Source organism: Pseudomonas sp. PDM21 (assembly GCF_014852505.2).
In the GTDB taxonomy this organism is placed as follows: Bacteria; Pseudomonadota; Gammaproteobacteria; order Pseudomonadales; family Pseudomonadaceae; genus Pseudomonas.
In genome coordinates, this window is record NZ_CM181223.1 from 935253 (window position 1) to 959936 (window position 24684).

Genomic DNA, 24684 nt, shown 5'->3' on the forward strand with positions numbered 1-24684 from the left:
TCTCGATGATTGGCCGATCATGGATTTTATGGATATCCTGAGATCGTTATTTATCTTCATGGATAAAAGATGAAAGCCAAGAAAACCGTCGCCATCGGCTTCCTCGGTTCTACCCTGGATCGCGTCGGCAAGGGCGCAGCGCGCTGGCAGAAATGGCGGCCCACGGTCGGCCTGTGCCAGCAGCAGGACCTGCTGGTCGACCGCCTGGAGCTGATCCACGGGCTGGACGCGCGGGATATCGGGCTGGCCGAGCGCATTGCCGCCGATGTGCGGCTCGTCTCCCCGGAGACCGAGGTGCGCTTGCAGCCCATGGCGCTGCGCAACCCGTGGGACTTCGAGGAGGTCTACGGCGCGTTGCACGATTTCGTCGGTAGCTACGCCTTCGATACCGAGCACGAGGACTATCTCGTGCACATCACCACCGGGACCCACGTCGCACAGATCTGCTGGTTCCTCCTTACCGAGGCGCGTTACCTGCCGGCGCGACTGGTGCAGGCTTCGCCGTCGCGGCGCAAGGACGAGGCGCGGCAGCCGGAAGGGACGGTCACGGTCATCGACCTCGACCTGTCGCGCTACGACCGCATCGCCACGCGCTTTCGTCGTGAACAGGAGGAAAGCCTGGCCTTCCTCAAGTCCGGCATCGCCACGCGCAACGCCGACTTCAACCGCTCCATCGAGCAGATCGAGCGGGTTGCCGGGCGCTCCCGCGCGCCGATGCTGCTGATCGGCCCTACCGGCGCCGGCAAGTCGTTCCTTGCTCGCCGCGTGTACGAACTCAAGCGCGCACGGCACCAGTTCCAGGGCCGTTTCGTCGAGGTGAACTGCGCGACCTTGCGCGGCGACGGCGCCATGTCCGCGCTGTTCGGCCACATCAAGGGCGCTTTCACCGGTGCACAGAACGCCCGCGAAGGTCTGTTGCGCGCGGCGGATGGCGGCATGCTGTTCCTCGACGAGATCGGCGAACTGGGCCTGGACGAGCAGGCCATGCTGCTCAAGGCCATCGAAGAGAAGCGCTTCTTCCCGCTGGGCTCGGACCGCGAGGTGGGCAGCGACTTCCAGCTGATCGCCGGCACCCACCGCGATCTGCGCGAACGGGTGGCCGAGGGGCTGTTCCGCGAGGACCTGTTCGCCCGCATCAACCTCTGGACCTTCGACCTGCCGGGGCTGGCCGGGCGCCGCGAAGACATCGAGCCGAACATCGATTTCGAGCTGGAACGCCACGCCCGCGAGCAGGGTCGCCTGGTGCGCTTCAACCGCGAGGCGCGCACGCGCTACCTGGCTTTCGCCAACTCGGTGCAAGCCTTGTGGAGCGGCAACTTCCGCGAGCTGTCGGCGTCCATCACGCGCATGGCGACCCTGGCCGATAGTGGACGGATCGACGAGGCGCTGGTGGAGGAAGAAATCGGCCGGCTGCGCCGCTCCTGGGGCGCTACCCAGACGCAGAGCGCGCTGGATCGCTTGCTGGGGGAGGAGGGCGCCGAGGCGCTGGACCTGTTCGACCGCCTGCAGCTGGAAGCGGTGGTCGACGTTTGCCGGCGGGCGCGCAGCCTGTCCGACGCCGGTCGCCAGCTGTTCGCCGTCTCGCGTCAGGAAAAGCAGAACCCCAACGACGCCGACCGCCTGCGCAAGTACCTGGCGCGCTTCGGTCTGGATTGGTCCGGGATCACTGACGGGGTGCGCTAGAATCGGCGTTTTGCGGTAGCGGCAAGGAGCCGATCATGGAAGAACCGATGAGTGTCGAGCAGCTGTGCCGACGCATCGAGGCGGGCGAGGCGTTCAAGTACCTGTACTTCTGGGGGCATCGCCCAAAGCACTCCGTGGAAGTCGACAAGAGCTGCTTCAGCCAGTGGTTCGAAGTGGCCTTCGAGATCGACGGAGTAACCTACACCAGTGCCGAGCACTACATGATGGCCGGCAAGGCCCGACTGTTCGGTGACGAGGCGGCGCTGGCGCGGATTCTCGCGGCGCGCACGCCGGCTGAGGCCAAATCCATCGGTCGCGAGATCCTCGGCTTCGACGAGGCCGCCTGGAACGCCGAGCGCCTGGCGATCGTCACCCGCGCCAACCACGCCAAGTTCGGACAGAACCCGGCCCTGCGCGAATTCCTGCTGGGCACGGGCGATCGCGTGCTGGTCGAGGCCAGCCCGGTGGATGCCATCTGGGGCATCGGTCTGGCGGTCGATCATCCCGATGCAGGCAATCCGGCGCGCTGGCGCGGGCTGAACCTGCTGGGTGTTGCCCTCATGAGTGCGCGCGATGCGCTGCGCCGGGAGGGCCGAAATGCCTGAGTTCACGGCTGCCCAGCAGCAACTGCTGCGCGATCACCGCCTGGCCTGGTTCGCCGGGCGCATTATCCATGACGCGCAGCCGCCGATCAGCGATGCCCAACTGGCCGAGGTCGAGCAACGCCTGGGCAGCCAGCTGCCGCGTGAACTGGTCGCCCTGTGGCGCTGCAGTTTCGGTGGCCGGCTGGATTACGAGCTGTGCGTGGACTACGACGGCCACCTGCATCCTTACTCCTTCAACGAGTTGTTCTATCCGGACAGCGACGGCTACAACGACCTCTGGGGCTGGCTGGCGCACGAGCAGGAGTGCGCCGAGGAAGTCGCCGAGGAGAATGGCCAGCAGTGGGACGGCCGCGTGGGCTTCCTGCCCATCGGTGGTTTCGAGTACCTGGAGCGGGTCTACGTCTGTGTCGAGCCGGAAGAGTTCGGCGCCATCTACGCCTGGAGCCGTGCGCTGCCGCCAGCCTGGCCGCTGCGTCTGCACCAGGATGCACTGACAAGGGTGGCCGACGACCTGTACGGCCTGTTCGCGCTGCTGGGCTTCGATGACGACCCGTTCGCCGAGGGGGCGGATGGCGGTCAGGAATTGCTCGAAGCTCTGGATGAACTGGCTGCCTCGGGCGCCGAGGGCGAAGCGCTGGTGCAGCTTCTGCAGGGCTCGCTGCGGCCGCTGATACGCGACTGGCGCGCGGCGCTGGAGCAGGGACGGATTGCCGGTGAGCCGGAGCTGCAACGCCTGGCGCTGACGCATGCGGTGCGCAGCGGCGATATTGCGCTGCTGGAACAGCTGCGCGACCGGGGTTGCGACCTTGGCCAGTTGCTGACTGGCGGTGGCAATGCGCCGGTGCATGCGCGGGTGATACAGCGCGAGACGGTGATCCGCTGGTTCGCCGAGCAGGGCATTGGGGAGTATCAGCTCGACGGAGATGTGGCATGACGCTGGCGACACGCTTGCCGGAATCGTTGGTCGAATTCCTGCGCCAGCCGGTGAGTGCGCCGGAGGATCGGGTCGAGGCGCAGGACTTCGTCCGCCGCACCGACGTTCGCGAGCTGTACCGCGAGACACTGGGTACGCCCCGCGCGGACGAGATGCTTGCCCTGTGCGCAGCATTGCTTCCCGAGCTCAGTCCCAACCGTGCGTCGTTGCTGGCGCTGTTCTGCGGTAGTTGGGTCGAGGGCGGCGCAAACCCGTGCATTGCCTTCGCGGCAGTGCTGGAAGCTTTGGCGCGGGCCCTCGCGACGCTGCGTCCGTATTGCGCCGATGAGGATGTCGAGGACGACGAGGAGGCGCAGGCCGCGGCGAGGCAGGCCCGCGAGCGGCTCGACAGCCTGACACCCGCGCAGTCGCTACTCATCGACAGCGCGCATCCGGCGGTCGATCTGCTGGTGCTGCCGCTGATGACCATGCTGATGCGTTCGCGGGAAAATCACCGCGATTTCCTGGCTAATGGCGAGCTGCTCCGCGATATCGACGCCATGGTGAAATCCAACACCACGCTGCCCTTCGAGAATCTGCACTTCCTCGACCATGCCGCGGCGCTGACCTACGAAGACGAGTTGGTGGTGGTGCTGCCCGCGACGCGCAGCGGTCTGGTGGTGAGCGCGCAGGGCATCAACTGCAACTTCCATGCGTTCTCACTGCTGCAGCCGCTGCTGGCGGTCCATGGTGAGCAACTCGGGTTGCGCGTCGCGGCACCTGTCGCGGGGCAGGAGGTACCACGGGAAGACAGCGCACAGTATTTGTGGTTGCAGGCGTTCGCCTTCGAGAAGGGCGAGCTGGTCAACAGTCTGGCCTGGGCGTGGGGCGAGGCGCCGCTGCGCAGCAATAGCCGCAAGCATGGCCACTGTGTGCTGATTGCGCTGGATACCGCAGAGGGGGTGTCGCGCTCCTGGTCGGGCTTCGCCGATCGCCTGCATGACGCACATCAGCCGTCGGTGGAGCTGGTGCGTTTTCTCAGCGAGGAAGAAGTGGCGGCCTATCTGGAGTGACGCTGGCAAAGGCGCGCCACGGCATTGGCCGCAGCGCGTCTTCCCCGGTCAGTAGTGGTACCAGCGCAGCTCCAGCATCACCTCACTGCGCGGGCTGGCCTCATGGCTGAACTCGCGCTGGGCCGACAGGCGCAGGCCGAGATTGCGGCCCAGTTCTACCTGCTGGCCGAAGCTCAGGGTGCGGCGCACTTCGCCGTTGTGGAAGTAGTCGCCCTTGCCTTCGAGGCTGAGGTTGCCCAGCGGGTTGCTCCATAGCACGCCGGTGTCGAAGCCCATGGCCGGGGCGATGGTGGCGGCGAAGTCCGGGTTGTTCTCGATGCGCGCTGTGCCCAGGGCATAGGCCTGCAAGTCGTCGGAGAGCTTCCAGCTGCCGCCAGCGCCGCCGTTGAGATGGCCGACCAGGGTGTCGTGGTCGTTGTCGCTGTGCTTGCCGATCACCCGTTCCCAGCCGCCGGCGACCTGCCAGGACAGCGGTTTCAGCAGCTCGTTGCGCGGCGTCATGGAGCGGATGGTGACCAGGTCCAGTTGCTGCAGCTGCCAGCGGTTGCCTTCGTACTGGCGCAGCTTGAGCTGGCCGATCTCGATCTGCGCGCCGAGGGGGAAGCCGTAGGCGTTGTCGTCGAGGTCGTGGTAGGCCATGCGCAGGCCGTACTGGGCGAAAGCCTCGCCGTCGCGACTGCCGGCACCCATCTGCCAGGTGCGCGATTCGTGGCCGTTCTCCGGCTGGCCGGGGCGTTCGACGTCCAGCGCCGGCGGCGGGTTCTTGTTGATCGCCTTGAGCAGGTTGTAGCTGCGCGAGGCGGTGGACTGGTCGCGTTCCTGGCCGGTGGCGCGGTAGCGCACCAGGCGGAACGCGGTGTCCTGGACCAGCGCCTGGCGGTCGGCGGGCAGGGCGGCGAACTCGGGGCTTTGCAGCTGACTGTCGTCGTCGGCGATTTGGCGGGCCAGCACCTTCTCGTCGTGGCTCAGCGGTTCGCCGCGGGCCAGCAACTCGCGCTCGCGGGAGGGGCGGTAGTCCACCCGGTCGATCAGCCCGGCGTCCTTTACTGCGCGCACCGTGTCGGTGGGGATGGCGGTGAGCGGGAAGTGGTCGGTGAGTTCGGTGCCGGGGCGGGCGATCTCCAGCAGCTCCAGCAGGCGGAAGGAGCAGTTCTCGTCGAAGAAGTAGTACTTGAAGCGGATCTGCTTCAGCTCCCAGACGTGCTCGACCATGCGCGCGGTTTCTTCCGGCGTCAGGTTCAGGCGGTATTCCCAGAGGTCGCGGTTCTCCAGGCGGCTGTATTCGGAGAGCTTCTCGCGGTAGGGCACCAGGGCGAACAGGCCGGGATAGCCGCCCATCAGGCCCTTCCAGGCGTAGAGGATGCTGTTGTCCATGCCCTCGATGTAGGCGCCGAAGTTGAGCGCGTAGCTGAGCAGGGCGGTGTTGTCGGAATCGACGTCGGCCTGGTCGATGCGCAGCAGGGTGTGGCCGAACATCGAGGACGGGCTGTTCAGGTAGGCGGCCGGGAACACCAGCACGGCGCTGTGCGGGTTGATGTCCTGGTACCAGGTGGTGAATTCCTTGCACTCCACCGTCGGCAGATCATCGAGCTGCAATTGCTGGCGCAGCCAGCGGGTACGCGCCGGGTACACGCACTGGGCGTGCTTGTCGCCGAGGCTGGCCGGTGCGTAGAGGGCCTGCACGGTGGCGGCCAGTTCGGATTGCGGGTGACGGTCTCCGTCCTTTGCGAGGAAGAATTTCGGATCATCGACGAAGCTGCGCCAGCCACCAAGCTTGGCGTGTTCGTAGTGACCCAGTGCCAGCCAGTAGGGCTCGTCGGCCAGGCTCTGCAGGCGTTGTGGGTCGATCGCCGGCGAAGCCAGCAGTGGGGTGCAGGCGCACAGCGCCATCCAGGGCAACAGGCGTTTGGGCATCGAGTGGGCTACTGGGAGGGAAGGGTGAGCCCGCCCTCAGGAGGCGGGCTCGCGTTGGCCATCAGGCCTGGTCGGCGTACTTGGCCAGGGTGCTGTCCTGTTTCAGGACGGCCTGGGTGTTGGTGTAGACGTCTTCGGCGGTGACGTCGGACTTGTTGAAGATCTGCGCGAAGTGCTCATGGGTGACCTGGGCGAAGTGCGCGCGGTCCTCGGGCTTCACGCCCAGCACGACGGCGTAGGTGGTCAGCGCTTCGCCGTCACCCTTGGCCATGTCTTCGGAGAGCTCGTCCATCATGCTGCTGAGCACGATCATCGGCTTGCCGCCGTAGGTCAGCGCACCGTTGGTGTGGCAGCCGTTGGTGCCGGTGGTCATGCCGAAGGTGTTGTTGCCGCTGGTGCCGTTGGTGGTCGCTGCCAGGACGTGGGTGGCGGTGCCGCGCTGGCCCTTGAACAGCATGTTGCCCCAGCCGCAGCCGTCGCTGCCGGGTGCATCGGCGAGGGCGCTCAGGGAGGCGGTGGCGAGGAGGGTACCGAGCAGAATCCTTTTCATCGTTTTTCTCTCTTTTTGAGGTCTTGCTTTATGAGATCGGGAAACGTTGAACAGTCGCTGACAGCCTAACAGCGCCTGGTCAGAGCTTTTCTCCAATGCCTTGCAGGTGTCAAGGCAACCGCTGCCGCAGTCAGTATGGCCGGTCCCGGCTGAATGGGCCGGGATGACCGGCAGTTGATCGGCATCAGCGGCGGAAGTCTTGGAACCGACCACACTTGAATCAGTTCCCCTTGCGAGGAAGTAGTCATGGTCGATTTCGATCCACGGCCAGCGCTGGACCAGTTGGCGGCCGAGTATTCCAAGCGTGCCGAAGCCATCCGCCGCGACCTCGGCCGCAGCCATTCGCCGGACTTCGCCGAGCAGGCCCAGCAGCGGCAGAACGACGACGTGCTGCGCGCGTTGCTCGCCGAAGCCGACGCGGGCATGCGCCTGGTGGGCCTGGCGCGCCTGCGCCTGGCTGACGGCACCTACGGCGAGTGCGCGCGTTGCGGCGAGGCCATCGAGGAGCGCCGCCTGCGCGCGCTGCCGGCCGCCGAGCACTGCCTGCGCTGCGCCGATGCGGTGGACTGAAACTGTCACCAATACTGCCTTGCCAGTGGCGCGCGGGCGGCGCGAGAATGCGGTCGAATCTCCGCGGCCTCGCGCCGCCCGAAGCAAGGACCTCCAATGCCCGATTCCGTTGCTGCCGGCCTGCGCCTGGCGCCCGATGAACTGACCCGCCCCTTCACCCCCGAACAGTTTCCCTTCAAGACCACCGAAGAACTGGAGCCTTTCCTGGGCGTGCTCGGACAGGAGCGCGCGGTCGAGGCGCTGCAGTTCGGCGTGGCGATGCCGCGTCCGGGGTACAACGTATTCGTCATGGGCGAACCGGGAACCGGTCGCTTCTCCTTTGTGCAGCGCTACCTGAAGGCCGAGGGCAAGCGCCTGCCGACGCCGGCCGACTGGGTCTACGTCAACAATTTCGACGATTCGCGCGAGCCGCGCGTGATCGAGCTGCCGCCGGGCAGCGCCGCCGAGTTCGGCACCGATATCGACCACCTGATCGACAACCTGCTCTCCACCTTCCCCTCGGTGTTCGAGAACCCGGCCTACCAACAGAAGAAGAGCGCCATCGACCGCGCCTTCAACCAGCGTTACGACAAGGCCCTGGACACCGTCGAACGCCTGGCCCTGGAGAAGGAGGTCGCCCTCTACCGCGACAGCTCCAACATCGCCTTCACCCCGATGAAGGACGGCAAGGCGCTGGATGAAGCCGATTTCGCCCAACTGCCGGAAGAGGAGCGCGAGCGCTTCCATGCCGACATCGCCGACCTGGAGGAGCACCTCAACGAGGAGCTTTCCAGCCTGCCGCAGTGGAAGCGCGAGTCGAGCAACCAGCTGCGCCAGCTCAACGAGGAAACCATCACCCTGGCGCTGCAGCCACTGCTGGCTCCGCTGGTGGAGAAGTACAACAACAACTCCGGGGTCAGTGCCTACCTGCAGGCCATGCAGCTCAACCTGCTGAAGACCGTGGTCGACCAGCTGGTGGACGCCGAGCGCACCGACCCGCAGCGCAAGCAGAGCCTGGAAGAGCAGTACGCGCCGAACCAGGCGATCGGCCACCATGCCACCAGCGGCGCGCCGGTGGTGTTCGAGTCGCACCCGACCTACGACAACCTGTTCGGACGCATCGAATACGCCTCCGATCAGGGTGCGCTCTACACCAGCTACCGCCAGTTGCGCCCCGGTGCTCTGCACCGCGCCAACGGCGGCTTCCTGGTGCTGGAGGCGGAGAAGCTGCTGAGCGAGCCGTTCGTCTGGGACGCCCTCAAGCGCGCGCTGCAGTCGCGCCAGCTGAAGATGGAATCGCCCCTGGCCGAACTCGGCCGCCTCACCGCCATGAGCCTCACGCCCCAGGTGATCCCGCTGAACATCAAGGTGATCATCATCGGCTCGCGGCAGATCTACTACACGCTGCAGGACCTCGATCCGGACTTCCAGGAGATGTTCCGCGTGCTGGTGGACTTCGACGAGGACATCCCGCTCGCCGAGGACAGCCTCGAACAGTTCGCCCAGCTGCTCAAGACCCGCACCTCGGAAGAGGGCCTGGCGCCGCTCAGCCGTGAAGCCGTGGCGCGCCTGGCGACCTACAGCGCCCGCCTGGCTGAACACCAGGGTCGCCTCTCGGCACGCATCGGCGACCTGTTCCAACTGGTCAGCGAAGCGGACTTCATCCGCCAGCTGGCCGGCCAGGAAGTGACCGACCTGGGGCACATCGAGCGTGCCCTGAAGGCCAAGGAAACCCGTACTGGCCGCGTGTCGGCGCGGATTCTCGACGACATCCTCGCCGGCATCATCCTGATCGACAGCGAAGGCGCCGCGGTGGGCAAGTGCAACGGCCTGACCGTGCTGGAAGTCGGCGACTCCGCCTTCGGTATGCCAGCGCGCATCTCCGCCACCGTCTATCCGGGTGGCAGTGGCATTGTCGACATCGAGCGCGAGGTCAACCTCGGCCAGCCGATCCACTCCAAGGGCGTGATGATCCTCACCGGCTACCTCGGCAGCCGCTACGCCCAGGAATTCCCCCTGGAGATATCCGCGAGCATCGCCCTGGAACAGTCCTACGGCTACGTGGACGGCGACAGCGCTTCGCTGGGCGAGGTCTGCACGCTGATCTCCGCCCTGTCGCGCACGCCGCTGCGGCAATGCTTCGCCATCACCGGCTCGATCAACCAGTTCGGTGAAGTGCAGGCGGTCGGTGGGGTCAATGAGAAGATCGAAGGCTTCTTCCGCCTCTGCGAGGCGCGTGGCCTGACCGGCGAGCAGGGGGTGATCATCCCGCGTGCCAACGTCGCCACCCTGATGCTCGACGAGCGCGTGCTGCAGGCGGTGCGCAACGGCCAGTTCCACATCTATGCCGTGCGCCAGGCCGACGAGGCGCTGAGCCTGCTGGTCGGCGAGCCAGCCGGTGCGCCGGATGCCAAGGGCCACTTCCCCAGGGGCAGCGTCAACGCCCGTGTCGTCGAGCGCCTGAAGGAAATCTCCGAGCTGGGCATGGACGAGGAAGAGAAGGAAAAACCGGCCAAGGAGCCCGCCGCCGCCAAGCCCGCCAGCAAGCCGAAGGCGGAGAGGGTGCCGGTGGAAAAGGCTCCTGTGGAGAAAGAGCGCGCCCGCAAGAAGAAGGACGTCGACTGATTGACGTCAGGACCGGGGCGCCGCTTCGGCGTCCTGTCCGCGCGTTTTACACTCCGTTGGCTGCAAGATGACGGGATAAATCCGCACTTTCGCGTGTCGGAACCTGGGTGTAGTCTCGAACTCAGGACAACCGCGAGGGTGCCGCCATGCCGCGTAACCTCTGCCTTATCCGCCCCTGTCTGGGGCTGACCACGCGCATCGAGTGCGAGATCAGGCCGCTGGCCGGAGAGAATGGACTCTGGACCTTGTTGTGCGCTGCCGGGATGTCCGGCGCGCAGCCCACCGCCATCAAGGCGCAGGGCCCGTTCTGCGGGCCTTTCGTGGCCGAAGGCGTGCTTGAGGCAATCTCCGACTGCCTGGCCCAGCAGGGCTACATCGTGGCGGAAGATCCTCCCATCTGGCAGTTGCACCTGCAGGGCGAACTGCGCCGCCTGAACGGCGAACGTTCGCGCCATGTCGGCAATTTCCAGTTCCGCCCCGAAGGCTGACGGCCGCTTGCGCGGGCCCTGCACAATCCGCTGAAGCTCGCGGGGTGCCTGTTCGCTACGGTTCCACACCGTGGCCGTTGCCTAATTATCCACAGACATATTTATCCATAGAAAGCCGGGAAAACTCGCAAAAGCCATCCGCTATACTGCCGCGGCCCTTTTTCCCAATACTTCACCTGCGAGCACCATGGAACGATTCGTCGAAAACTCCCTGTACGCCGCGCGCTGGCTGCTGGCGCCGATCTACATCGGCCTGTCGCTGGCCCTGCTGGCGCTGACCATCAAATTCTTCCAGGAAATCTTCCACATCCTGCCCAGCATCTTCAGCATCGCCGAGGCGGACCTGATCCTGGTGCTGCTGTCGCTGATCGACATGGCGCTGGTCGGTGGCCTGCTGGTGATGGTGATGTTCTCCGGCTACGAGAACTTCGTCTCGCAGCTGGACATCGATGAAGGCAAGGAAAAGCTCAGCTGGCTGGGCAAGATGGACGCCAGTTCGCTGAAGAACAAGGTGGCCGCCTCCATCGTGGCGATCTCCTCGATCCACCTGCTGCGCATCTTCATGGACGCCAAGAACATCGAAGACAACAAGCTGATGTGGTACGTGATCATGCACCTCACCTTCGTCCTCTCGGCCTTCGCCATGGGCTACCTGGACAAGGCCACGCGCCACGACCACTAAGGCGTTGCTGCGTCATTCCCGCCGCCCGGCCGTTACAAAACGGACGGGCGGTTGCGTTTTCGCCTTGCGGTGAGCGCCTGCTGTACAAGACTTTTTGCGTGGATCAATCCGCAGGAGGTGCAGCACATGAATCTGCAGGAACTGACCAGCCGCTCCGTCGCCGGCGACATCGACGAGATCAACCTGGTGTCGCTGGAAGGCGATATCTACGTGCTGGAGGCGCGGATGGGCGCGCGCTTCTATCCGGTCCAGGACGAGGCCGGGCATGTCATCAGCGTGCGTTCGGTCGCCCATGCGCGGGAGGTGCTCAAGGCGCTGCCCAACGTCCCGTTCCATCTGGTGCATGCGGTGGTGCATGACGAGATGTGCGGCATGGACGACGAGCGCGACATCGGCGCCGGCGTGACCATCCCGTTGCACTGAGTCTGTTGCGCGGCGCGCTGCGCGGGGCTCGCGCGGTGGGGGAGGCGGTGCATCTGTGCTAGGCTGGCGGCCCTTTTTTGAACCCCCAGCGGAGCGCCGCCATGAGCGAACTCAACCTTTCCACCGACGAAGCCCGCGTCAGCTACGGCATCGGCCGTCAGCTGGGCGACCAGCTGCGCGAGAACCCGGTTCCGGGCATGACCCTGGACGCCATCGTGGCCGGCTTGTCCGACGCCTACGCCGGCGCTGAAAGCCGCGTTCCGGGCGAAGCCCTGTCCGCCAGCTTCCAGGTGATCCGCGAGCGCATGCAGGCCGAAGCCCAGGCGAAAGCCGAGGCCGCCGCAGCCGTAGGCCGCGAGTACCTGGTGGAAAACGCCAAGCGCGAAGGCGTGACCGTCCTGCCGTCCGGCCTGCAGTACGAAGTGCTGACCACCGGCGAAGGCGCCAAGCCGTCCCGCGAAGACACCGTGCGTACCCACTACCACGGCACCCTGGTCGACGGCACCGTCTTCGACAGCTCCTACGAGCGCGGCCAGCCGGCCGAATTCCCGGTGGGCGGTGTGATCGCCGGCTGGGTCGAGGCGCTGCAACTGATGAACGCCGGCAGCAAATGGCGCCTGCATGTGCCGAGCGAGCTGGCCTATGGCGGCCAGGCCGTCGGCAGCATCCCGCCGCACAGCGTGCTGGTGTTCGACGTCGAGCTGCTGGAAATCCTCTGATTCCCGAAGGTTCGCTGCGCAGTGCCATCCCTGGCGACTGCGCAGGAAAAGGGGCGCTCAGGCGCCCCTTTGTGCATCCGCCTCCCGGGCGGCGGAGCACCGATGGCGCTTCCTGCGCCATCGTAAAGTGCGTCTAGCGCAGCGCGCGGGCGTAACAGAACAGGAACAGGTTGCGCACCAGCTCCTTGAGCACCAGCGGTTCGCTGGTATTGAGCTCGGACAACTCCAGGCCGCCCTGTTCGCGCAGTTCATCCAGCGCTTCTTCTTCCAGCACCGCGCAGACTTCCCCGGTGTCCCGATGCAGGATGCGCAGGTAGGGGTGCGGGCGATCCAGCCAGGCGTCGATCATGTAGGTCATGGCGTGTTCCTCCGTGCAGACCGTTTAATGAGAATAATTCTTATTATCTTAATAGCAAGCCTGAATTGGAAAAATTTTTACGCAGGCGACGATCTGTTGTTCCCGGTCAAAAGACAGGCAACAAAAAGCCCGCCGCGGCGAACCGGGGCGGGCTTTGGTGAAGCGGCGGATCAGTGCGTGCGGGCGACGGCGAACTCGGCCAGTTCGATCAGCGCGGCGCGGTATTCGTTGTCCGGCAGCGCCTTCAGGCAGTCGATGGCGCGGGCAGCGTACTCGCGGGCCAGGTTGGCGGTGTAGTCCAGCGCGCCGGCGGCTTCCACGGCGGCGCGGATGCCTTCCAGATCCTGGCTGCCGCCCTGCTGGATGGCCTTGCGCACCAGTGCAGCCTGTTCCGGGGTGCCGTCGCGCATGGTGGCGATCAGCGGCAGGGTGGGCTTGCCTTCGGCGAGGTCGTCGCCGACGTTCTTGCCCAGGCTGGCGGCGTCGCCGCGGTAGTCGAGCAGGTCGTCCACCAGCTGGAAGGCGATCCCCAGGGCGTCACCGAACAGGCGCAGCGCCTCGGATTGCTCCGGCTGGGCGTTGGCCAGCGCGGCGGCGCTGTGGGTGGAGGCTTCGAAGAGCATTGCGGTCTTGCCGCGGATGACTTCCATGTAGGTTTCTTCGGTGGTGCTGGCGTCGCGGACCTTGGACAGCTGCAGCACTTCGCCTTCGGCGATCACGCGGGTGGCCTGGGAGATGATGCGCATGACCGGCATGGAGCCCAGTTCGACCATCATTTCGAAGGAGCGCGCATAAAGGAAGTCGCCCACCAGCACGCTCGGCGCGTTGCCCCACTGGGCATTGGCGGTGGCGCGGCCGCGGCGCAGGCCGGAGGCGTCGACCACGTCGTCGTGCAGCAGGGTCGAGGTGTGCAGGAATTCGATGGTGGCGGCCAGCAGCTTCAGGTCATCGCCCGAATAGCCCAGGGCCTTGCCCGAGAGGAGCACCAGCAGCGGGCGAAGACGCTTGCCGCCGGCGGAGATGATGTAGTCGCCGATCTTTTCCACCAGGGGAACGCGGGAAGTGAGTTGGCGACGGATGATGCCGTCGACGGCGGTGAAGTCGTCCGCCACCACGCGATAGAAAGCCTGGGGTTGCATTAAAGACAGCGCTCCTCGTAGATTGCGCGGCATGCTAGGTGCCGCTGTTTGGGCTGTCAAGGCAAGGCCCCATGGGGCTTGATCCGCACCAGGGGTTTGCGTACAATCGCGGCCCCGAACTTCCCTGGCATATCCTGCCTTACGCAATTGCACGGGCGTCCTTTCCGGCCCCATGCAGCCATGCCGACCGATTCCTCTTTCTATAAAGCGTCGGGTGAGCAGGTCTAACGGAGACATCCAGATGTACGCAGTAATTGTTACTGGTGGCAAGCAATACAAAGTCACCGAAGGCGAATTCCTCAAGGTCGAGAAGCTCGACGTTGCCACCGGCGAAGCGATCAACCTGGATCGCATCCTGCTGGTCGCCAATGGCGATGACGTCAAGATCGGCCTGCCGGTGGTAGAAGGCGCGAAAGTGACCGCAGAAGTGGTTTCCCACGGTCGTCACGACAAAGTGCGCATCATCAAGTTCCGCCGCCGCAAGCACCACATGAAGCGTCAGGGCCACCGCCAGTGGTTCACTGAAATCAAAATCACCGGCATCCAGGCCTAATTCCTTTTTAGGGCTGCTTCCTGTTTTAGGAGAATTGACTCATGGCACACAAAAAAGCTGGCGGTAGTACCCGCAACGGCCGCGACTCAGAAAGCAAACGCCTTGGCGTGAAGCTGTTCGGTAGCCAGGCTGTGAAAGCAGGCAACATCATCGTGCGTCAGCGCGGTACCCAGTTCCACGCTGGCTACGGCGTTGGCATGGGCAAGGATCACACCCTGTTCGCTAAAGTCGACGGCGTGATCAAGTTCGAAGTGAAAGGCGCCTTTGGCCGTCGCTATGTAAGCGTCGTCGCTGCCTAAGCGAGCTCTCACTGAAAAAGCCCTGTCTCGCGACGGGGCTTTTTTGTTTCTGGCGTTTCCAGACGAGGTGCTGCCGGTTCGGGCGTTTGCGCGGACTTGGCTGTATCCTATGCTCCTTTTCTTATTTTCAACCCGCAGCTGCTGCGGGAGGCGTTCGCAATGAAATTCGTCGACGAAGTATCCATCCACGTGAAAGCCGGTGACGGCGGCAACGGCCTCATGAGCTTCCGCCGCGAGAAGTTCATCGAGAAAGGCGGTCCCAACGGCGGTGACGGTGGTGACGGCGGCTCGGTGTACCTCGAGGCCGACGAGAACCTGAACACCCTGGTGGACTATCGCTACACCCGTCGTTTCGACGCCCAGCGTGGCGAGAACGGCGGCAGCAAGGACTGCACCGGCGCCAAGGGTGACGATCTCGTCCTGCCCGTACCGGTCGGTACCACCATCATCGATGCCAATACCCAGGAGATCATCGGTGACCTGACCACTGCCGGTCAGCGCATCATGGTTGCCCAGGGCGGCTGGCACGGCCTGGGTAATACCCGCTTCAAGTCCAGCACCAACCGTGCGCCGCGCCAGACCACGCCGGGTAAGCCTGGTGATGCGCGTGACCTCAAGCTGGAGCTGAAGGTCCTGGCGGACGTCGGTCTGCTCGGTCTGCCGAACGCCGGCAAGAGCACCTTCATCCGTGCGGTGTCCGCCGCCAAGCCGAAGGTCGCCGACTATCCCTTCACCACCCTGGTGCCGAACCTGGGCGTGGTCAGCGTGGGGCGCTTCAAGAGCTTCGTGGTCGCCGACATCCCCGGCCTGATCGAGGGTGCTGCCGAAGGCGCCGGCCTGGGCATCCGCTTCCTCAAGCACCTGGCGCGTACCCGTCTGCTGCTGCACATCGTCGACATGGCGCCGCTGGATGAGAGTGATCCGGCCGATGCCGCGGAAACCATCGTCCACGAGCTGGAGAAATTCAGCCCGGCGCTGACCGAGCGTGATCGCTGGCTGGTGCTGAACAAGATGGATCAGATCCTTGAGCCTGAGGAGCAGGAGCGTCGCAAGCAGGCCGTGGTCGAGCGTCTGGGCTGGGAGGGTCCGGTCTATGTGATCTCCGCCCTGGAGCGTGAAGGCACCGAGAAGCTGAGCCAGGACATCATGAAGTACCTCGACGAGCGCACCCTGCGCATCGAGGAGGAGCCGGCCTATGGCGAAGCCCTGGCGGCCCTGGATCAGCGCATCGAAGACGAGGCCCGTGCCCGTCTGCAGGCCCTGGACGATGCTCGTGCACTGCGTCGCTCCGGTCTGAAGAATGTCGATGATGCGGATGACGATGATTTCGAGGATGACGAAGACGACGGCGATGGGCCGGAAATCTTCTACGTGCCTTGATCGGAACGGCGCCCGCCGGTCCGGATGAAACGTGTGAAGCCTGACTTCTAAGGTTGAGGGTATGCGTGAGAAGGTCACTGGCGCCAAGCGCTGGGTAGTCAAGATTGGCAGTGCGTTGCTGACCGCCGATGGTCGCGGTCTGGATCGTGATGCCATGGCGGTATGGGTCGAGCAGATGGTCGCGCTGCATTGCGCGGGCGTTGAGCTGGTTCTTGTGTCCTCGGGCGCCGTCGCGGCGGGCATGAGCCGCCTGGGTTGGGTTTCCCGACCTAGTGACATGCACGAGCTGCAGGCGGCCGCCGCGGTGGGGCAGATGGGCCTGGTCCAGGCCTGGGAGTCCAGCTTCGGCGTGCACGGCCTGCAGACCGCGCAGGTGCTGCTGACTCATGACGACCTGTCCGACCGCAAGCGCTACCTGAACGGGCGCAACACCCTGCGCACGCTGGTCGATCTCGGCGTGATCCCGGTGATCAACGAGAACGATACCGTCGTTACCGATGAGATCCGCTTCGGCGACAACGACACCCTGGCGGCGCTGGTGGCCAACCTGGTCGAGGCTGATCTGCTGGTGATCCTCACTGATCGCGATGGCATGTTCGACGCTGACCCGCGCAACAACCCCGATGCCGAGCTGATTTTCGAAGCTCGCGCCGATGATCCCGCCCTGGACGCGGTTGCTGGCGGTACCGGTGGTGCGCTGGGTCGTGGCGGCATGCAGACCAAGCTGCGCGCGGCTCGTCTGGCGGCGCGTTCCGGTGCGCACACCGTCATCGTTGGTGGTCGTATCGAGCGTGTGCTGGATCGCCTGCGTGTCGGTGAGCGGCTCGGCACGCTGCTGACTCCCGAGCAGAGTCGCAAGGCGGCGCGCAAACAGTGGCTGGCTGGTCACCTGCAGATGCGCGGCACGCTGGTGCTGGACGATGGTGCAGTGAAGGCCCTGTCGCAGGATCACAAGAGTCTGTTGCCGGTCGGCGTGAAGGCCGTGCAGGGCAGCTTCCGTCGCGGAGAGATGGTGGTCTGTGTGGATCAGCAGGGTCGCGAGATCGCTCGCGGTCTGGCGAACTACAGCGCTCTGGAGGCGCAGAAGATCATCGGCCAGCCGACCGATGCCATCGAAGGCATGCTTGGCTATGTCGATGGTCCGGAGCTGGTGCACCGCGACAACCTGGTGCTCGTCTGAGGAGATTCTTCATGCGCAAGGGATTGATGGCGGCGCTGATGCTGCTGCCGGCGCTGGCCCGGGCCGACGTGGTCGGTGAGGTGTCCACCGTCTTCAAATGGGTCGGGCCGAACGACAAGATCGTCGTCGAGGCTTTCGATGATCCGAAGGTGCGGGGTGTCAGTTGCTACCTGTCTCGCGCCAAGACGGGTGGCGTGAAGGGTGGGCTGGGGCTGGCGGAGGATCGTGCCGAGGCGTCGATCTCCTGTCGTCAGGTCGGGCCGATCCGTTTTGCCGGTGAGTTGAAGGATGGCGAGGTAGTCTTCCAGCAGCGCACTTCGCTGGTATTCAAGACCATGCAGGTGGTGCGCTTCTTCGACAAGAAGCGCAATGCGCTGGTCTATCTGGTCTACAGCGACCGGGTGATCGAAGGCAGTCCGCAGAATGCGGTGACGGCGATTCCGATCATGCCGTGGCCTGAGAAGTAAGAAAGAAAAGGGCGGGTGACCGCCCTTTCTTTTTGCCTGTGCAAAAGTGAGCGTGTGGATAACGCTGTGCTGAACAAATCGCAGGCAATAAAAAACCGGCCCTGAGGCCGGTTTTTCAAGAACGGAACGCTTACGCGGTGGCCAGGGCCTTCACGTGGGCGTTCAGGCGGCTCTTGTGACGAGCGGCCTTGTTCTTGTGGATGATGCCTTTGTCGGCCATACGGTCGATGACCGGTACGGCGGCAACCAGAGCGGCCTGGGCCTTCGGCAGGTCCTTGGCGTCGACTGCTTTGACTACGTTCTTGATGTAGGTACGAACCATGGAACGCAGGCTGGCGTTGTGGCTGCGACGCTTCTCAGCCTGTTTGGCGCGTTTTTTGGCGGAAGGTGTGTTGGCCACCGTCGAGCTCCTCGAAAAAAACTTGGGATGTTGCGAATAAATTAAGGCCGCGAATAATGCCGTTGCATCAGGGCCTTGTCAAGGGTATGCGCGGCCTCCGACGAGTGGTGCGACGAGCGCACGCTGTCCGGCGGATGGGGTGATTTATTCCCCTCACGGCCCTACACTGCTGCGCTTCGCCTGACGGTCGAGCAATCGCTCTAGGCCAGGGCTGCACCCCGCAGGGGCGGCCATTCTACCAGTTCTGGACGTTATGAACCTACTCAAGTCGCTGGCCGCGGTCAGCTCGATGACCATGATCTCGCGGGTGCTCGGCTTCGTGCGCGACACAATCGTTGCGCGCATGTTCGGTGCCGGCATGGCGACCGACGCTTTCTTCGTCGCCTTCAAACTGCCCAACCTGCTGCGCCGCATCTTCGCCGAGGGGGCGTTCTCCCAGGCGTTCGTGCCGATCCTGGCCGAGTACAAGACCCAGCAGGGCGAGGAGGCGACCCGTACCTTCATCGCCTATGTGTCCGGCCTGCTGACCCTGATCCTGGCGCTGGTCACCGCGCTGGGCATGCTCGCCGCGCCCTGGGTGATCTGGGTGACGGCGCCCGGCTTCGTCGATTCGCCGGAGAAATTCGAGCTCACCAGCGCCCTGCTGCGGGTGACCTTCCCTTATATCCTGCTGATCTCGCTGGCCTCGTTGGCGGGGGCGATCCTCAATACCTGGAATCGCTTCTCGGTGCCGGCCTTCGTGCCGACCCTGCTGAACGTCAGCATGATCCTCTTCGCGCTGTTCCTGACGCCGTACTTCGATCCGCCGATCATGGCGCTGGGCTGGGCGGTGCTGGCCGGCGGGCTGGCGCAGCTGCTTTACCAGCTGCCGCACCTGAAGAAGATCGGCATGCTCGTGCTGCCGCGCATCAATCTGCGCGATTCCGGCGTCTGGCGCGTGCTCAAGCAGATGGGGCCGGCGATCCTCGGTGTCTCGGTCAGCCAGATTTCGCTGATCATCAACACCATCTTCGCGTCCTTCCTGGTTGCCGGTTCCGTGTCCTGGATGTACTACGCAGACCGCCTGATGGAGCTGCCCTCCGGTGTGCTCGGCGTTGCGCTGGGCACCATCCTGCTGCCGTCGCTGGCCAAGACCTACGCCAGCGACGACCGTCACGAGTATTCGCGGCTGATGGACTGGGGTCTGCGCCTGTGCTTCCTGCTGGTGCTGCCGTGCTCCCTGGCGCTGGCGGTGATCGCCGAGCCGCTGACCGTCGCGCTGTTCCAGTACGGCAAGTTCAGCGCCCATGACGCCCAGATGACCCAGCATGCGCTGATCGCCTACGCGGTTGGCCTGCTCGGCATCATCCTGGTGAAGGTGCTGGCGCCGGGGTTTTATGCGCGGCAGAACATCAAGACACCGGTGAAAATCGCGCTGTTTACCCTGGTGTCCACCCAGCTGATGAACCTGGTGTTCATCGGCCCGCTCAAGCATGCGGGTCTGGCGCTGGCGATCAGCCTGGCGGCCTGTCTGAATGCGGGCCTGCTGTTCTGGCAACTGCGCAAGCAACAGTTGTTCGAGCCGCAGGCGGGCTGGGGCAAATTCATCGCCAAATTAGTCGTAGCTGTACTGGTGATGTGCGCGGTGCTGTTCGGCATGATGCATTTCATGCCGGCCTGGGATCAGGGCGGCATGCCGATCCGCCTGGCGCGCCTGGGCGCGCTGGTGGTGGCCGGTGTGGTCGCCTATTTCGGTATGCTGGCGATCCTCGGCTTCCGCTTGCGGGACTTCTCCCGCCGCGCGGTGCTGTAACCTTCGCGGGGCAAAGCATTGCATCGGTTTGCGGCGACGGCATTTTGCCTGTCGCATGGCAACGGGTGCAGGTATAATCGACCACTTTCTGAGCAATACGCGCGCTATGCAGCTGCTTCGAGGCCTTCACAACCTGCGGCCCCTGTCCGGGGGCTGTGTCGCCACCATCGGTAACTTCGACGGCGTCCATCTCGGCCACCAGGCGATCCTGGGGCGTCTGCGCGAGCGTTCGCTGGAGCTGGGTGTGCCCAGTTGCGTAGTGATCTTCGAGCCGCAGCCGCGCGAGTACTTCGCTCCCGATGCCGCTCCGGTGCGCCTGACGCGCCTGCGCGAGAAGCTCGAACTGCTGCGCCAGTACGGCGTCGACTTCGTGCTCTGCCTGGCCTTCAACCGCCGCCTGCGCGAGCTGTCGGCCGCCGAGTTCGTCCGCCAGGTGCTGGTCGAGGGCCTGCGGGTCCGCCATCTGGAAGTCGGCGACGATTTCCGCTTCGGCTGCGATCGTTCCGGTGACTTCGCCTTTCTGGTCAACGCCAGCGCGGAGCAGGGCTTCACCGTCGAAGCCGCGACCACCGTGGAAGTCGATGGCATGCGCGTGAGCAGCTCGCGTATCCGCAAGGACCTGGCCGACGGTGACCTGCACATGGTCGAGCGCCTGCTGGGTCGTCCGTACAGCCTGAGCGGCCGCGTGCTGCACGGGCAGAAGCTGGGTCGCACGCTGGGCTCGCCCACCGCGAATATCCAGCTCAAGCGCCGCAAGGCGCCGCTCAACGGCGTTTACCTGGTCAGCACGATGGTGGCTGGTCAGCGCCGCAACGGGGTTGCCAACATCGGCACCCGACCGTCTGTGAATGGCGACGGCCGGCCCCACCTGGAAGTGCATCTGCTGGATTTCGCTGGCGATCTCTACGGCCAGCATCTGGACATCACTTTCCACCAGAAGCTGCGTGATGAGCAGCGTTTCGCCTCGCTCGAGGCACTCAAGGCGGCCATCCTCGCCGACATCGCCGCCGCCCGGGCCTACTGGCTGGGCCAACCGCTTGATTGAAGATCCTGAACAGGCCCTGAGATGACCGATTACAAAGCCACTCTGAACCTTCCCGAAACCGACTTCCCGATGAAAGCCGGCCTGCCGCAGCGCGAGCCGCAGACCCTGAAACTCTGGAACGACATTGGCCTGTACCAGAAGCTGCGGAAGATTGGCGAAGGTCGCCCGAAATTCATCCTGCACGATGGCCCGCCCTACGCCAACGGCAGCATCCACATCGGTCACGCGGTCAACAAGATCCTCAAGGACATCATTGTCCGTTCCAAGACCCTGGCCGGCTATGACGCCCCCTATGTGCCGGGCTGGGACTGCCATGGCCTGCCGATCGAGCACAAGGTCGAGACCACCCACGGCAAGAACCTGCCGGCGGACAAGACCCGCGAACTGTGCCGCGAGTACGCCGCCGAACAGATCGAGGGGCAGAAGGCCGACTTCATCCGTCTGGGCGTGCTGGGCGAATGGGACAATCCCTACAAGACCATGAACTTCTCCAACGAGGCCGGGGAAATCCGCGCGCTCGCCGAGATGGTCAAGCAAGGCTTCGTGTTCAAGGGCCTGAAGCCGGTGAACTGGTGCTTCGACTGCGGCTCGGCCCTGGCCGAGGCGGAAGTCGAGTACGCCGACAAGAAATCCGACGCCATCGACGTCGCCTTCCCGGTGGAAGACGCTGACAAGCTGGCCGCCGCCTTCGGTCTGGCCAGCCTGCCCAAGCCGACTGCCATCGTCATCTGGACCACCACCCCCTGGACCATCCCGGCCAACCAGGCGCTGAACGTCCATCCCGAATTCACCTACGCACTGGTGGATGTCGGCGATCGCCTGCTGGTGCTGGCCGAGGAACTGGTCGAGTCGAGCCTGGCGCGCTACGGCCTGGAAGGCAAGGTCATCGCCACCGCCCAGGGCGAGGCGCTGGACCTGATCCGTTTCCGCCACCCGTTCTACGAGCGCTTCTCGCCGGTCTACCTGGCCGAGTACGTCGAGCTGGGCGCCGGCACCGGCGTGGTTCACTCCGCCCCGGCCTACGGCGAGGACGACTTCCGTACCTGCAAGCAGTACGGCATGAGCAACGACGACATCCTCAGCCCGGTGCAGAGCAATGGCGTCTATGTGGCCGACCTGCCGTTCTTCGGCGGCCAGTTCATCTGGAAGGCCAACCCGGCCATTGTCGCCAAGCTCGATGAAGTCGGCGCACTGCTCAAGCACGCCAGCATCAGCCACAGCTACATGCACTGCTGGCGCCACAAGACCCCGCTGATCTACCGCGCCACTGCGCAGTGGTTCGTCGGCATGGACAAGCAGCCGCAGACCGGCGCCACCCTGCGCGAGCGCGCACTGGAAGCCATCACCGAAACCGAGTTCGTGCCCAACTGGGGCCAGGCGCGCCTGCACGGCATGATCGCTGGCCGTCCGGACTGGTGCATCTCGCGTCAGCGCAACTGGGGCGTGCCGATCCCGTTCTTCCTGCACAAGGCCACCGGTGAGCTGCACCCGCGCACCGTCGAGCTGATGGAAGCCGTCGCCCAGCGCGTCGAGAAGGAAGGTATCGAGGCCTGGTTCAAGCTCGACGCTGCCGAACTGCTGGGCGACGAAGCCGCGCAGTACGACAAGATCAACGACACTCTGGACGTCTGGTTCGACTCCGGCACCACCCACTGGCACGTGCTGCGCGGCTCCCATGCCGAGTTGGGCCATGCCAGCGGTCCGGCCGCCGACCTCTATCTGGAAGGCTCCGACCAGCACCGCGGCTGGTTCCATTCCTCGCTGCTGACCGGCTGCGCCATCGACGGCCACGCGCCGTACCGTCAGCTGCTGACCCACGGCTTCACCGTGGACGAGTCCGGCCGCAAGATGTCCAAGTCCCTGGGCAACACCGTGGTGCCGCAGACCGTGATCGACAGCATGGGTGCTGACATCCTGCGCCTGTGGGTCGCGTCCACCGACTACTCCGGCGAGATCGCCGTTTCCCAGCAGATCCTCCAGCGCAGCGCCGACGCCTACCGTCGTATCCGCAATACCACGCGCTTCCTGCTGTCCAACCTGTCCGGCTTCGACCCGGCCAAGGACCTGCTGCCCAACGACCAGCTGCTGGCCCTGGACCGCTGGGCCATCGACCGCGCCCTGCAACTGCAGCGCGAGCTGGAAGAGGCCTACCGCGACTACCGCTTCTGGAACGTCTACTCCAAGGTGCACAACTTCTGCGTGCAGGAGCTGGGTGGCTTCTACCTGGACATCATCAAGGACCGCCAGTACACCACCCAGGAGAACAGCGTCGCCCGCCGTTCCTGCCAGACCGCGCTGTTCCACATCGCCGAGGCCCTGGTGCGCTGGATCGCGCCGATCATGGCCTTCACCGCCGAAGAGATCTGGAGCTTCATGCCGGGCGAGCGCGCCGAATCGGTCATGCTGAGCACCTGGTACGACGGTCTCTCCGAGCTGCCGGCCGACGCCGAGCTGGACCGCGCCTACTGGGATGAAATCATGGCTGCCAAGGCTGCCGTGAACAAGGAACTGGAGAACCTGCGCAGCGCCAAGACCATCGGCGGCAACCTGCAGGCCGAGATCACCCTCTACGCCGAAGACTCCCTGGCCAAGCGCCTGGAGAAACTGGGCAACGAGCTGCGCTTTGTGCTGATCACCTCCGCCGCTACCGTTGCGCCGCTGGCGGACGCGCCGGCTGATGCGGTCGAAAGCGAACTGCCCGGCCTGAAGCTGAAGGTGGTCAAGTCCCCCCATGCCAAGTGCGGCCGTTGCTGGCACTTCCGCGCCGACGTGGGCAGCCACGCCGCGCACCCGGAACTGTGTGGTCGCTGCGTCGAGAACATCGATGGCGCGGGCGAGGTGCGTCACTATGCCTAATGCCGATCGTTTCGGCCGCCTGCCCTGGCTGTGGATCACCGTGGTAGTGTTCGTCCTGGATCAGGTCACCAAGGCCTTCTTCCAGTCTGAGCTGACCATGTACCAGCAGATCGTGGTCATTCCCGACCTGTTCAGCTGGACCCTGGCCTACAACACCGGCGCCGCGTTCAGCTTCCTGGCCGACAGCTCGGGCTGGCAGCGCTGGCTGTTTGCGCTGATCGCCATCGTGGTCAGCGTCGTGCTGGTGGTCTGGCTCAAACGCTTGAAGCGCGGCGAGACCTGGCTGGCCATTGCCCTGGCCCTGGTGCTGGGCGGCGCGCTGGGCAACCTGTACGACCGCATGGTCCTGGGGCACGTGGTGGACTTCATCCTCGTGCACTGGCAGGACCGCTGGCGCTTCCCGGCCTTCAACCTGGCCGACAGCGCCATCACCGTCGGCGCCATCATGCTGGCGCTGGACATGTTCAAATCGAAGAATTCCGGAGAGACCGCCAATGGTTGATTCCTCTGACACCATTCAGCGCATCGGCGGCGACTCGAAGGTCACCCTGCATTTCGCCCTGAAGCTCGACGACGGCAACATCGTCGACAGTACCTTCGACAAGCAGCCGGCCACTTTCAAGGTCGGCGACGGCAACCTGCTGCCGGGCTTCGAGCAGGCGCTGTTCGGTCTCAAGGCTGGCGACAAGCGTACCCTGAGCATCGAGCCGGAGCAGGGCTTCGGCCAGCCGAACCCGGCCAACGTGCAGGTGATGCCGCGCGACCAGTTCGAAGGCATGGAATTGGCCGAGGGCCTGCTGGTGATCTTCAACGATGCCGCCAAGACCGAACTGCCGGGCGTCGTGAAAGAGTTCGACGAGCAGCACGTCACCATCGACTTCAACCATCCGCTGGCCGGTAAAACGCTGGCGTTCGAAGTGGATATCATCGACGTACAACCAGCCTGATTGGCTGCACGGCCCGCCGCTGGCGGGCCGTTGCGCTTCAGGCG

At 64.8% G+C, this 24684-nt stretch carries 25 protein-coding genes; 20 read left to right on the forward strand and 5 right to left on the reverse strand.

Annotated features, from left to right (window positions below):
- The first annotated feature begins 69 nt into the window (after positions 1-69).
- The 4 genes from rtcR to IB275_RS04570 are packed head-to-tail and all read left to right on the forward strand — an operon-like array spanning position 70 to position 4274.
- The gene (rtcR, locus tag IB275_RS04555; protein WP_192290230.1) at positions 70-1683 is read left to right on the forward strand and encodes an RNA repair transcriptional activator RtcR; all 1614 of its coding nucleotides are present in this window, start codon (positions 70-72) and stop codon (positions 1681-1683) included.
- A gap of 35 nt (positions 1684-1718) precedes the next feature.
- Positions 1719-2288: a riboflavin biosynthesis intermediates N-glycosidase gene (ybiA, locus tag IB275_RS04560; protein ID WP_192290228.1), complete on the forward strand. Its 570-nt coding sequence runs from the start codon at positions 1719-1721 to the stop codon at positions 2286-2288.
- Positions 2281-3222, forward strand: coding sequence for an SMI1/KNR4 family protein (locus IB275_RS04565; protein WP_192290226.1), 942 nt, complete (start codon positions 2281-2283; stop codon positions 3220-3222). Before ybiA ends, IB275_RS04565 begins: the two co-directional genes overlap by 8 nt.
- Positions 3219-4274: a hypothetical protein gene (locus IB275_RS04570; protein WP_192290224.1), complete on the forward strand. Its 1056-nt coding sequence runs from the start codon at positions 3219-3221 to the stop codon at positions 4272-4274. The genes IB275_RS04565 and IB275_RS04570 overlap by 4 nt, the downstream gene beginning before the upstream one ends.
- 48 nt (positions 4275-4322) lie before the next feature.
- Here IB275_RS04570 and IB275_RS04575 read toward each other — a convergent pair whose 3' ends face one another.
- Positions 4323-6188, reverse strand: a complete 1866-nt coding sequence (locus IB275_RS04575; protein ID WP_192290222.1) for an Lnb N-terminal periplasmic domain-containing protein — start codon at positions 6186-6188, stop codon at positions 4323-4325.
- 61 nt (positions 6189-6249) lie between these two features.
- The gene (locus IB275_RS04580; protein ID WP_192290220.1) at positions 6250-6738 is read right to left on the reverse strand and encodes a DUF3015 domain-containing protein; all 489 of its coding nucleotides are present in this window, start codon (positions 6736-6738) and stop codon (positions 6250-6252) included.
- Between the two features lie 246 nt (positions 6739-6984).
- On the opposite strand from IB275_RS04580, the gene IB275_RS04585 reads away from it, so the two are divergent.
- The 6 genes from IB275_RS04585 to bamJ all read left to right on the forward strand — a co-directional run bounded on the left by IB275_RS04585 (position 6985) and on the right by bamJ (position 12224).
- Entirely contained in the window at positions 6985-7308 is a 324-nt protein-coding gene (locus IB275_RS04585; RefSeq protein ID WP_045217219.1) for a TraR/DksA family transcriptional regulator, read from the forward strand.
- A 96-nt stretch (positions 7309-7404) separates the two neighbouring features.
- Positions 7405-9912 (forward strand): Lon protease family protein, encoded by a 2508-nt coding sequence (locus IB275_RS04590; RefSeq protein WP_192290218.1) that lies wholly within the window; start codon positions 7405-7407, stop codon positions 9910-9912.
- 146 nt (positions 9913-10058) lie between these two features.
- Positions 10059-10400: a PA4575 family protein gene (locus IB275_RS04595; RefSeq protein ID WP_081517330.1), complete on the forward strand. Its 342-nt coding sequence runs from the start codon at positions 10059-10061 to the stop codon at positions 10398-10400.
- A 187-nt stretch (positions 10401-10587) separates the two neighbouring features.
- Entirely contained in the window at positions 10588-11082 is a 495-nt protein-coding gene (locus IB275_RS04600) for a TIGR00645 family protein (protein ID WP_017521628.1), read from the forward strand.
- A gap of 126 nt (positions 11083-11208) precedes the next feature.
- Positions 11209-11505 carry a DUF6482 family protein gene (locus IB275_RS04605; protein WP_045217224.1) on the forward strand — a complete coding sequence of 99 codons (297 nt, stop codon included), beginning with the start codon at positions 11209-11211 and terminating at the stop codon, positions 11503-11505.
- Between the two features lie 101 nt (positions 11506-11606).
- On the forward strand, positions 11607-12224 hold the full coding sequence (gene bamJ, locus IB275_RS04610) for a BamJ family beta-barrel-assembly machinery protein (protein WP_045217227.1): 618 nt from the start codon (positions 11607-11609) through the stop codon (positions 12222-12224).
- A 133-nt stretch (positions 12225-12357) separates the two neighbouring features.
- On the opposite strand, the gene IB275_RS04615 is transcribed toward bamJ, so the two are convergent.
- Together IB275_RS04615 and IB275_RS04620 are read right to left on the reverse strand one after the other, a co-directional pair.
- Positions 12358-12582, reverse strand: a complete 225-nt coding sequence (locus tag IB275_RS04615; protein ID WP_045217230.1) for a PA4570 family protein — start codon at positions 12580-12582, stop codon at positions 12358-12360.
- Positions 12583-12752: 170 nt separating this feature from the next.
- Complete coding sequence (locus IB275_RS04620; RefSeq protein WP_081517332.1) at positions 12753-13721, reverse strand: polyprenyl synthetase family protein; 969 nt, start codon at positions 13719-13721, stop codon at positions 12753-12755.
- Positions 13722-13962: 241 nt separating this feature from the next.
- Between IB275_RS04620 and rplU the strand changes: the two genes are divergently transcribed.
- From rplU to IB275_RS04645, 5 genes are all read left to right on the forward strand, one after another.
- Positions 13963-14274 carry a 50S ribosomal protein L21 gene (gene rplU / locus IB275_RS04625; RefSeq protein ID WP_015475683.1) on the forward strand — a complete coding sequence of 104 codons (312 nt, stop codon included), beginning with the start codon at positions 13963-13965 and terminating at the stop codon, positions 14272-14274.
- 41 nt (positions 14275-14315) lie between these two features.
- Positions 14316-14573 (forward strand): 50S ribosomal protein L27, encoded by a 258-nt coding sequence (gene rpmA, locus IB275_RS04630; RefSeq protein WP_017521622.1) that lies wholly within the window; start codon positions 14316-14318, stop codon positions 14571-14573.
- Between the two features lie 159 nt (positions 14574-14732).
- Positions 14733-15953 (forward strand): Obg family GTPase CgtA, encoded by a 1221-nt coding sequence (cgtA, locus tag IB275_RS04635; protein WP_151189396.1) that lies wholly within the window; start codon positions 14733-14735, stop codon positions 15951-15953.
- A 61-nt stretch (positions 15954-16014) separates the two neighbouring features.
- Positions 16015-17133, forward strand: coding sequence for a glutamate 5-kinase (proB, locus tag IB275_RS04640; RefSeq protein WP_081517334.1), 1119 nt, complete (start codon positions 16015-16017; stop codon positions 17131-17133).
- An 11-nt stretch (positions 17134-17144) separates the two neighbouring features.
- Positions 17145-17600, forward strand: a complete 456-nt coding sequence (locus IB275_RS04645; RefSeq protein WP_192290216.1) for a CreA family protein — start codon at positions 17145-17147, stop codon at positions 17598-17600.
- A 130-nt stretch (positions 17601-17730) separates the two neighbouring features.
- Here IB275_RS04645 and rpsT read toward each other — a convergent pair whose 3' ends face one another.
- Positions 17731-18000: a 30S ribosomal protein S20 gene (gene rpsT, locus IB275_RS04650; RefSeq protein ID WP_009617555.1), complete on the reverse strand. Its 270-nt coding sequence runs from the start codon at positions 17998-18000 to the stop codon at positions 17731-17733.
- 253 nt (positions 18001-18253) lie between these two features.
- Here rpsT and murJ point away from each other — a divergent pair, with 253 nt between their 5' ends.
- The 5 genes from murJ to fkpB all read left to right on the forward strand — a co-directional run bounded on the left by murJ (position 18254) and on the right by fkpB (position 24640).
- Positions 18254-19792, forward strand: coding sequence for a murein biosynthesis integral membrane protein MurJ (gene murJ, locus IB275_RS04655; protein ID WP_192290214.1), 1539 nt, complete (start codon positions 18254-18256; stop codon positions 19790-19792).
- Between the two features lie 106 nt (positions 19793-19898).
- Positions 19899-20837: a bifunctional riboflavin kinase/FAD synthetase gene (ribF, locus tag IB275_RS04660; RefSeq protein WP_192290212.1), complete on the forward strand. Its 939-nt coding sequence runs from the start codon at positions 19899-19901 to the stop codon at positions 20835-20837.
- Positions 20838-20858: 21 nt separating this feature from the next.
- Positions 20859-23693, forward strand: a complete 2835-nt coding sequence (gene ileS, locus IB275_RS04665) for an isoleucine--tRNA ligase (RefSeq protein WP_192290209.1) — start codon at positions 20859-20861, stop codon at positions 23691-23693.
- Complete coding sequence (gene lspA, locus IB275_RS04670; protein WP_081517339.1) at positions 23686-24195, forward strand: signal peptidase II; 510 nt, start codon at positions 23686-23688, stop codon at positions 24193-24195. The genes ileS and lspA overlap by 8 nt, the downstream gene beginning before the upstream one ends.
- Positions 24188-24640: an FKBP-type peptidyl-prolyl cis-trans isomerase gene (gene fkpB, locus IB275_RS04675; RefSeq protein WP_192290207.1), complete on the forward strand. Its 453-nt coding sequence runs from the start codon at positions 24188-24190 to the stop codon at positions 24638-24640. Before lspA ends, fkpB begins: the two co-directional genes overlap by 8 nt.
- Positions 24641-24684 lie beyond the last annotated feature (44 nt).

What these genes read in the sequence shown, in the direction of transcription:
- rtcR (WP_192290230.1), top strand. Translation starts at nt 70, where the DNA reads ATGAAAGCCAAGAAAACCGTCGCCATCGGCTTCCTCGGTTCTACCCTG.
- ybiA (WP_192290228.1), top strand. Translation starts at nt 1,719, where the DNA reads ATGGAAGAACCGATGAGTGTCGAGCAGCTGTGCCGACGCATCGAGGCG.
- IB275_RS04565 (WP_192290226.1), top strand. Translation starts at nt 2,281, where the DNA reads ATGCCTGAGTTCACGGCTGCCCAGCAGCAACTGCTGCGCGATCACCGC.
- IB275_RS04570 (WP_192290224.1), top strand. Translation starts at nt 3,219, where the DNA reads ATGACGCTGGCGACACGCTTGCCGGAATCGTTGGTCGAATTCCTGCGC.
- IB275_RS04575 (WP_192290222.1), bottom strand. Translation starts at nt 6,188, where the DNA reads ATGCCCAAACGCCTGTTGCCCTGGATGGCGCTGTGCGCCTGCACCCCA.
- IB275_RS04580 (WP_192290220.1), bottom strand. Translation starts at nt 6,738, where the DNA reads ATGAAAAGGATTCTGCTCGGTACCCTCCTCGCCACCGCCTCCCTGAGC.
- IB275_RS04585 (WP_045217219.1), top strand. Translation starts at nt 6,985, where the DNA reads ATGGTCGATTTCGATCCACGGCCAGCGCTGGACCAGTTGGCGGCCGAG.
- IB275_RS04590 (WP_192290218.1), top strand. Translation starts at nt 7,405, where the DNA reads ATGCCCGATTCCGTTGCTGCCGGCCTGCGCCTGGCGCCCGATGAACTG.
- IB275_RS04595 (WP_081517330.1), top strand. Translation starts at nt 10,059, where the DNA reads ATGCCGCGTAACCTCTGCCTTATCCGCCCCTGTCTGGGGCTGACCACG.
- IB275_RS04600 (WP_017521628.1), top strand. Translation starts at nt 10,588, where the DNA reads ATGGAACGATTCGTCGAAAACTCCCTGTACGCCGCGCGCTGGCTGCTG.
- IB275_RS04605 (WP_045217224.1), top strand. Translation starts at nt 11,209, where the DNA reads ATGAATCTGCAGGAACTGACCAGCCGCTCCGTCGCCGGCGACATCGAC.
- bamJ (WP_045217227.1), top strand. Translation starts at nt 11,607, where the DNA reads ATGAGCGAACTCAACCTTTCCACCGACGAAGCCCGCGTCAGCTACGGC.
- IB275_RS04615 (WP_045217230.1), bottom strand. Translation starts at nt 12,582, where the DNA reads ATGACCTACATGATCGACGCCTGGCTGGATCGCCCGCACCCCTACCTG.
- IB275_RS04620 (WP_081517332.1), bottom strand. Translation starts at nt 13,721, where the DNA reads ATGCAACCCCAGGCTTTCTATCGCGTGGTGGCGGACGACTTCACCGCC.
- rplU (WP_015475683.1), top strand. Translation starts at nt 13,963, where the DNA reads ATGTACGCAGTAATTGTTACTGGTGGCAAGCAATACAAAGTCACCGAA.
- rpmA (WP_017521622.1), top strand. Translation starts at nt 14,316, where the DNA reads ATGGCACACAAAAAAGCTGGCGGTAGTACCCGCAACGGCCGCGACTCA.
- cgtA (WP_151189396.1), top strand. Translation starts at nt 14,733, where the DNA reads ATGAAATTCGTCGACGAAGTATCCATCCACGTGAAAGCCGGTGACGGC.
- proB (WP_081517334.1), top strand. Translation starts at nt 16,015, where the DNA reads ATGCGTGAGAAGGTCACTGGCGCCAAGCGCTGGGTAGTCAAGATTGGC.
- IB275_RS04645 (WP_192290216.1), top strand. Translation starts at nt 17,145, where the DNA reads ATGCGCAAGGGATTGATGGCGGCGCTGATGCTGCTGCCGGCGCTGGCC.
- murJ (WP_192290214.1), top strand. Translation starts at nt 18,254, where the DNA reads ATGAACCTACTCAAGTCGCTGGCCGCGGTCAGCTCGATGACCATGATC.
- ribF (WP_192290212.1), top strand. Translation starts at nt 19,899, where the DNA reads ATGCAGCTGCTTCGAGGCCTTCACAACCTGCGGCCCCTGTCCGGGGGC.
- ileS (WP_192290209.1), top strand. Translation starts at nt 20,859, where the DNA reads ATGACCGATTACAAAGCCACTCTGAACCTTCCCGAAACCGACTTCCCG.
- lspA (WP_081517339.1), top strand. Translation starts at nt 23,686, where the DNA reads ATGCCTAATGCCGATCGTTTCGGCCGCCTGCCCTGGCTGTGGATCACC.
- fkpB (WP_192290207.1), top strand. Translation starts at nt 24,188, where the DNA reads ATGGTTGATTCCTCTGACACCATTCAGCGCATCGGCGGCGACTCGAAG.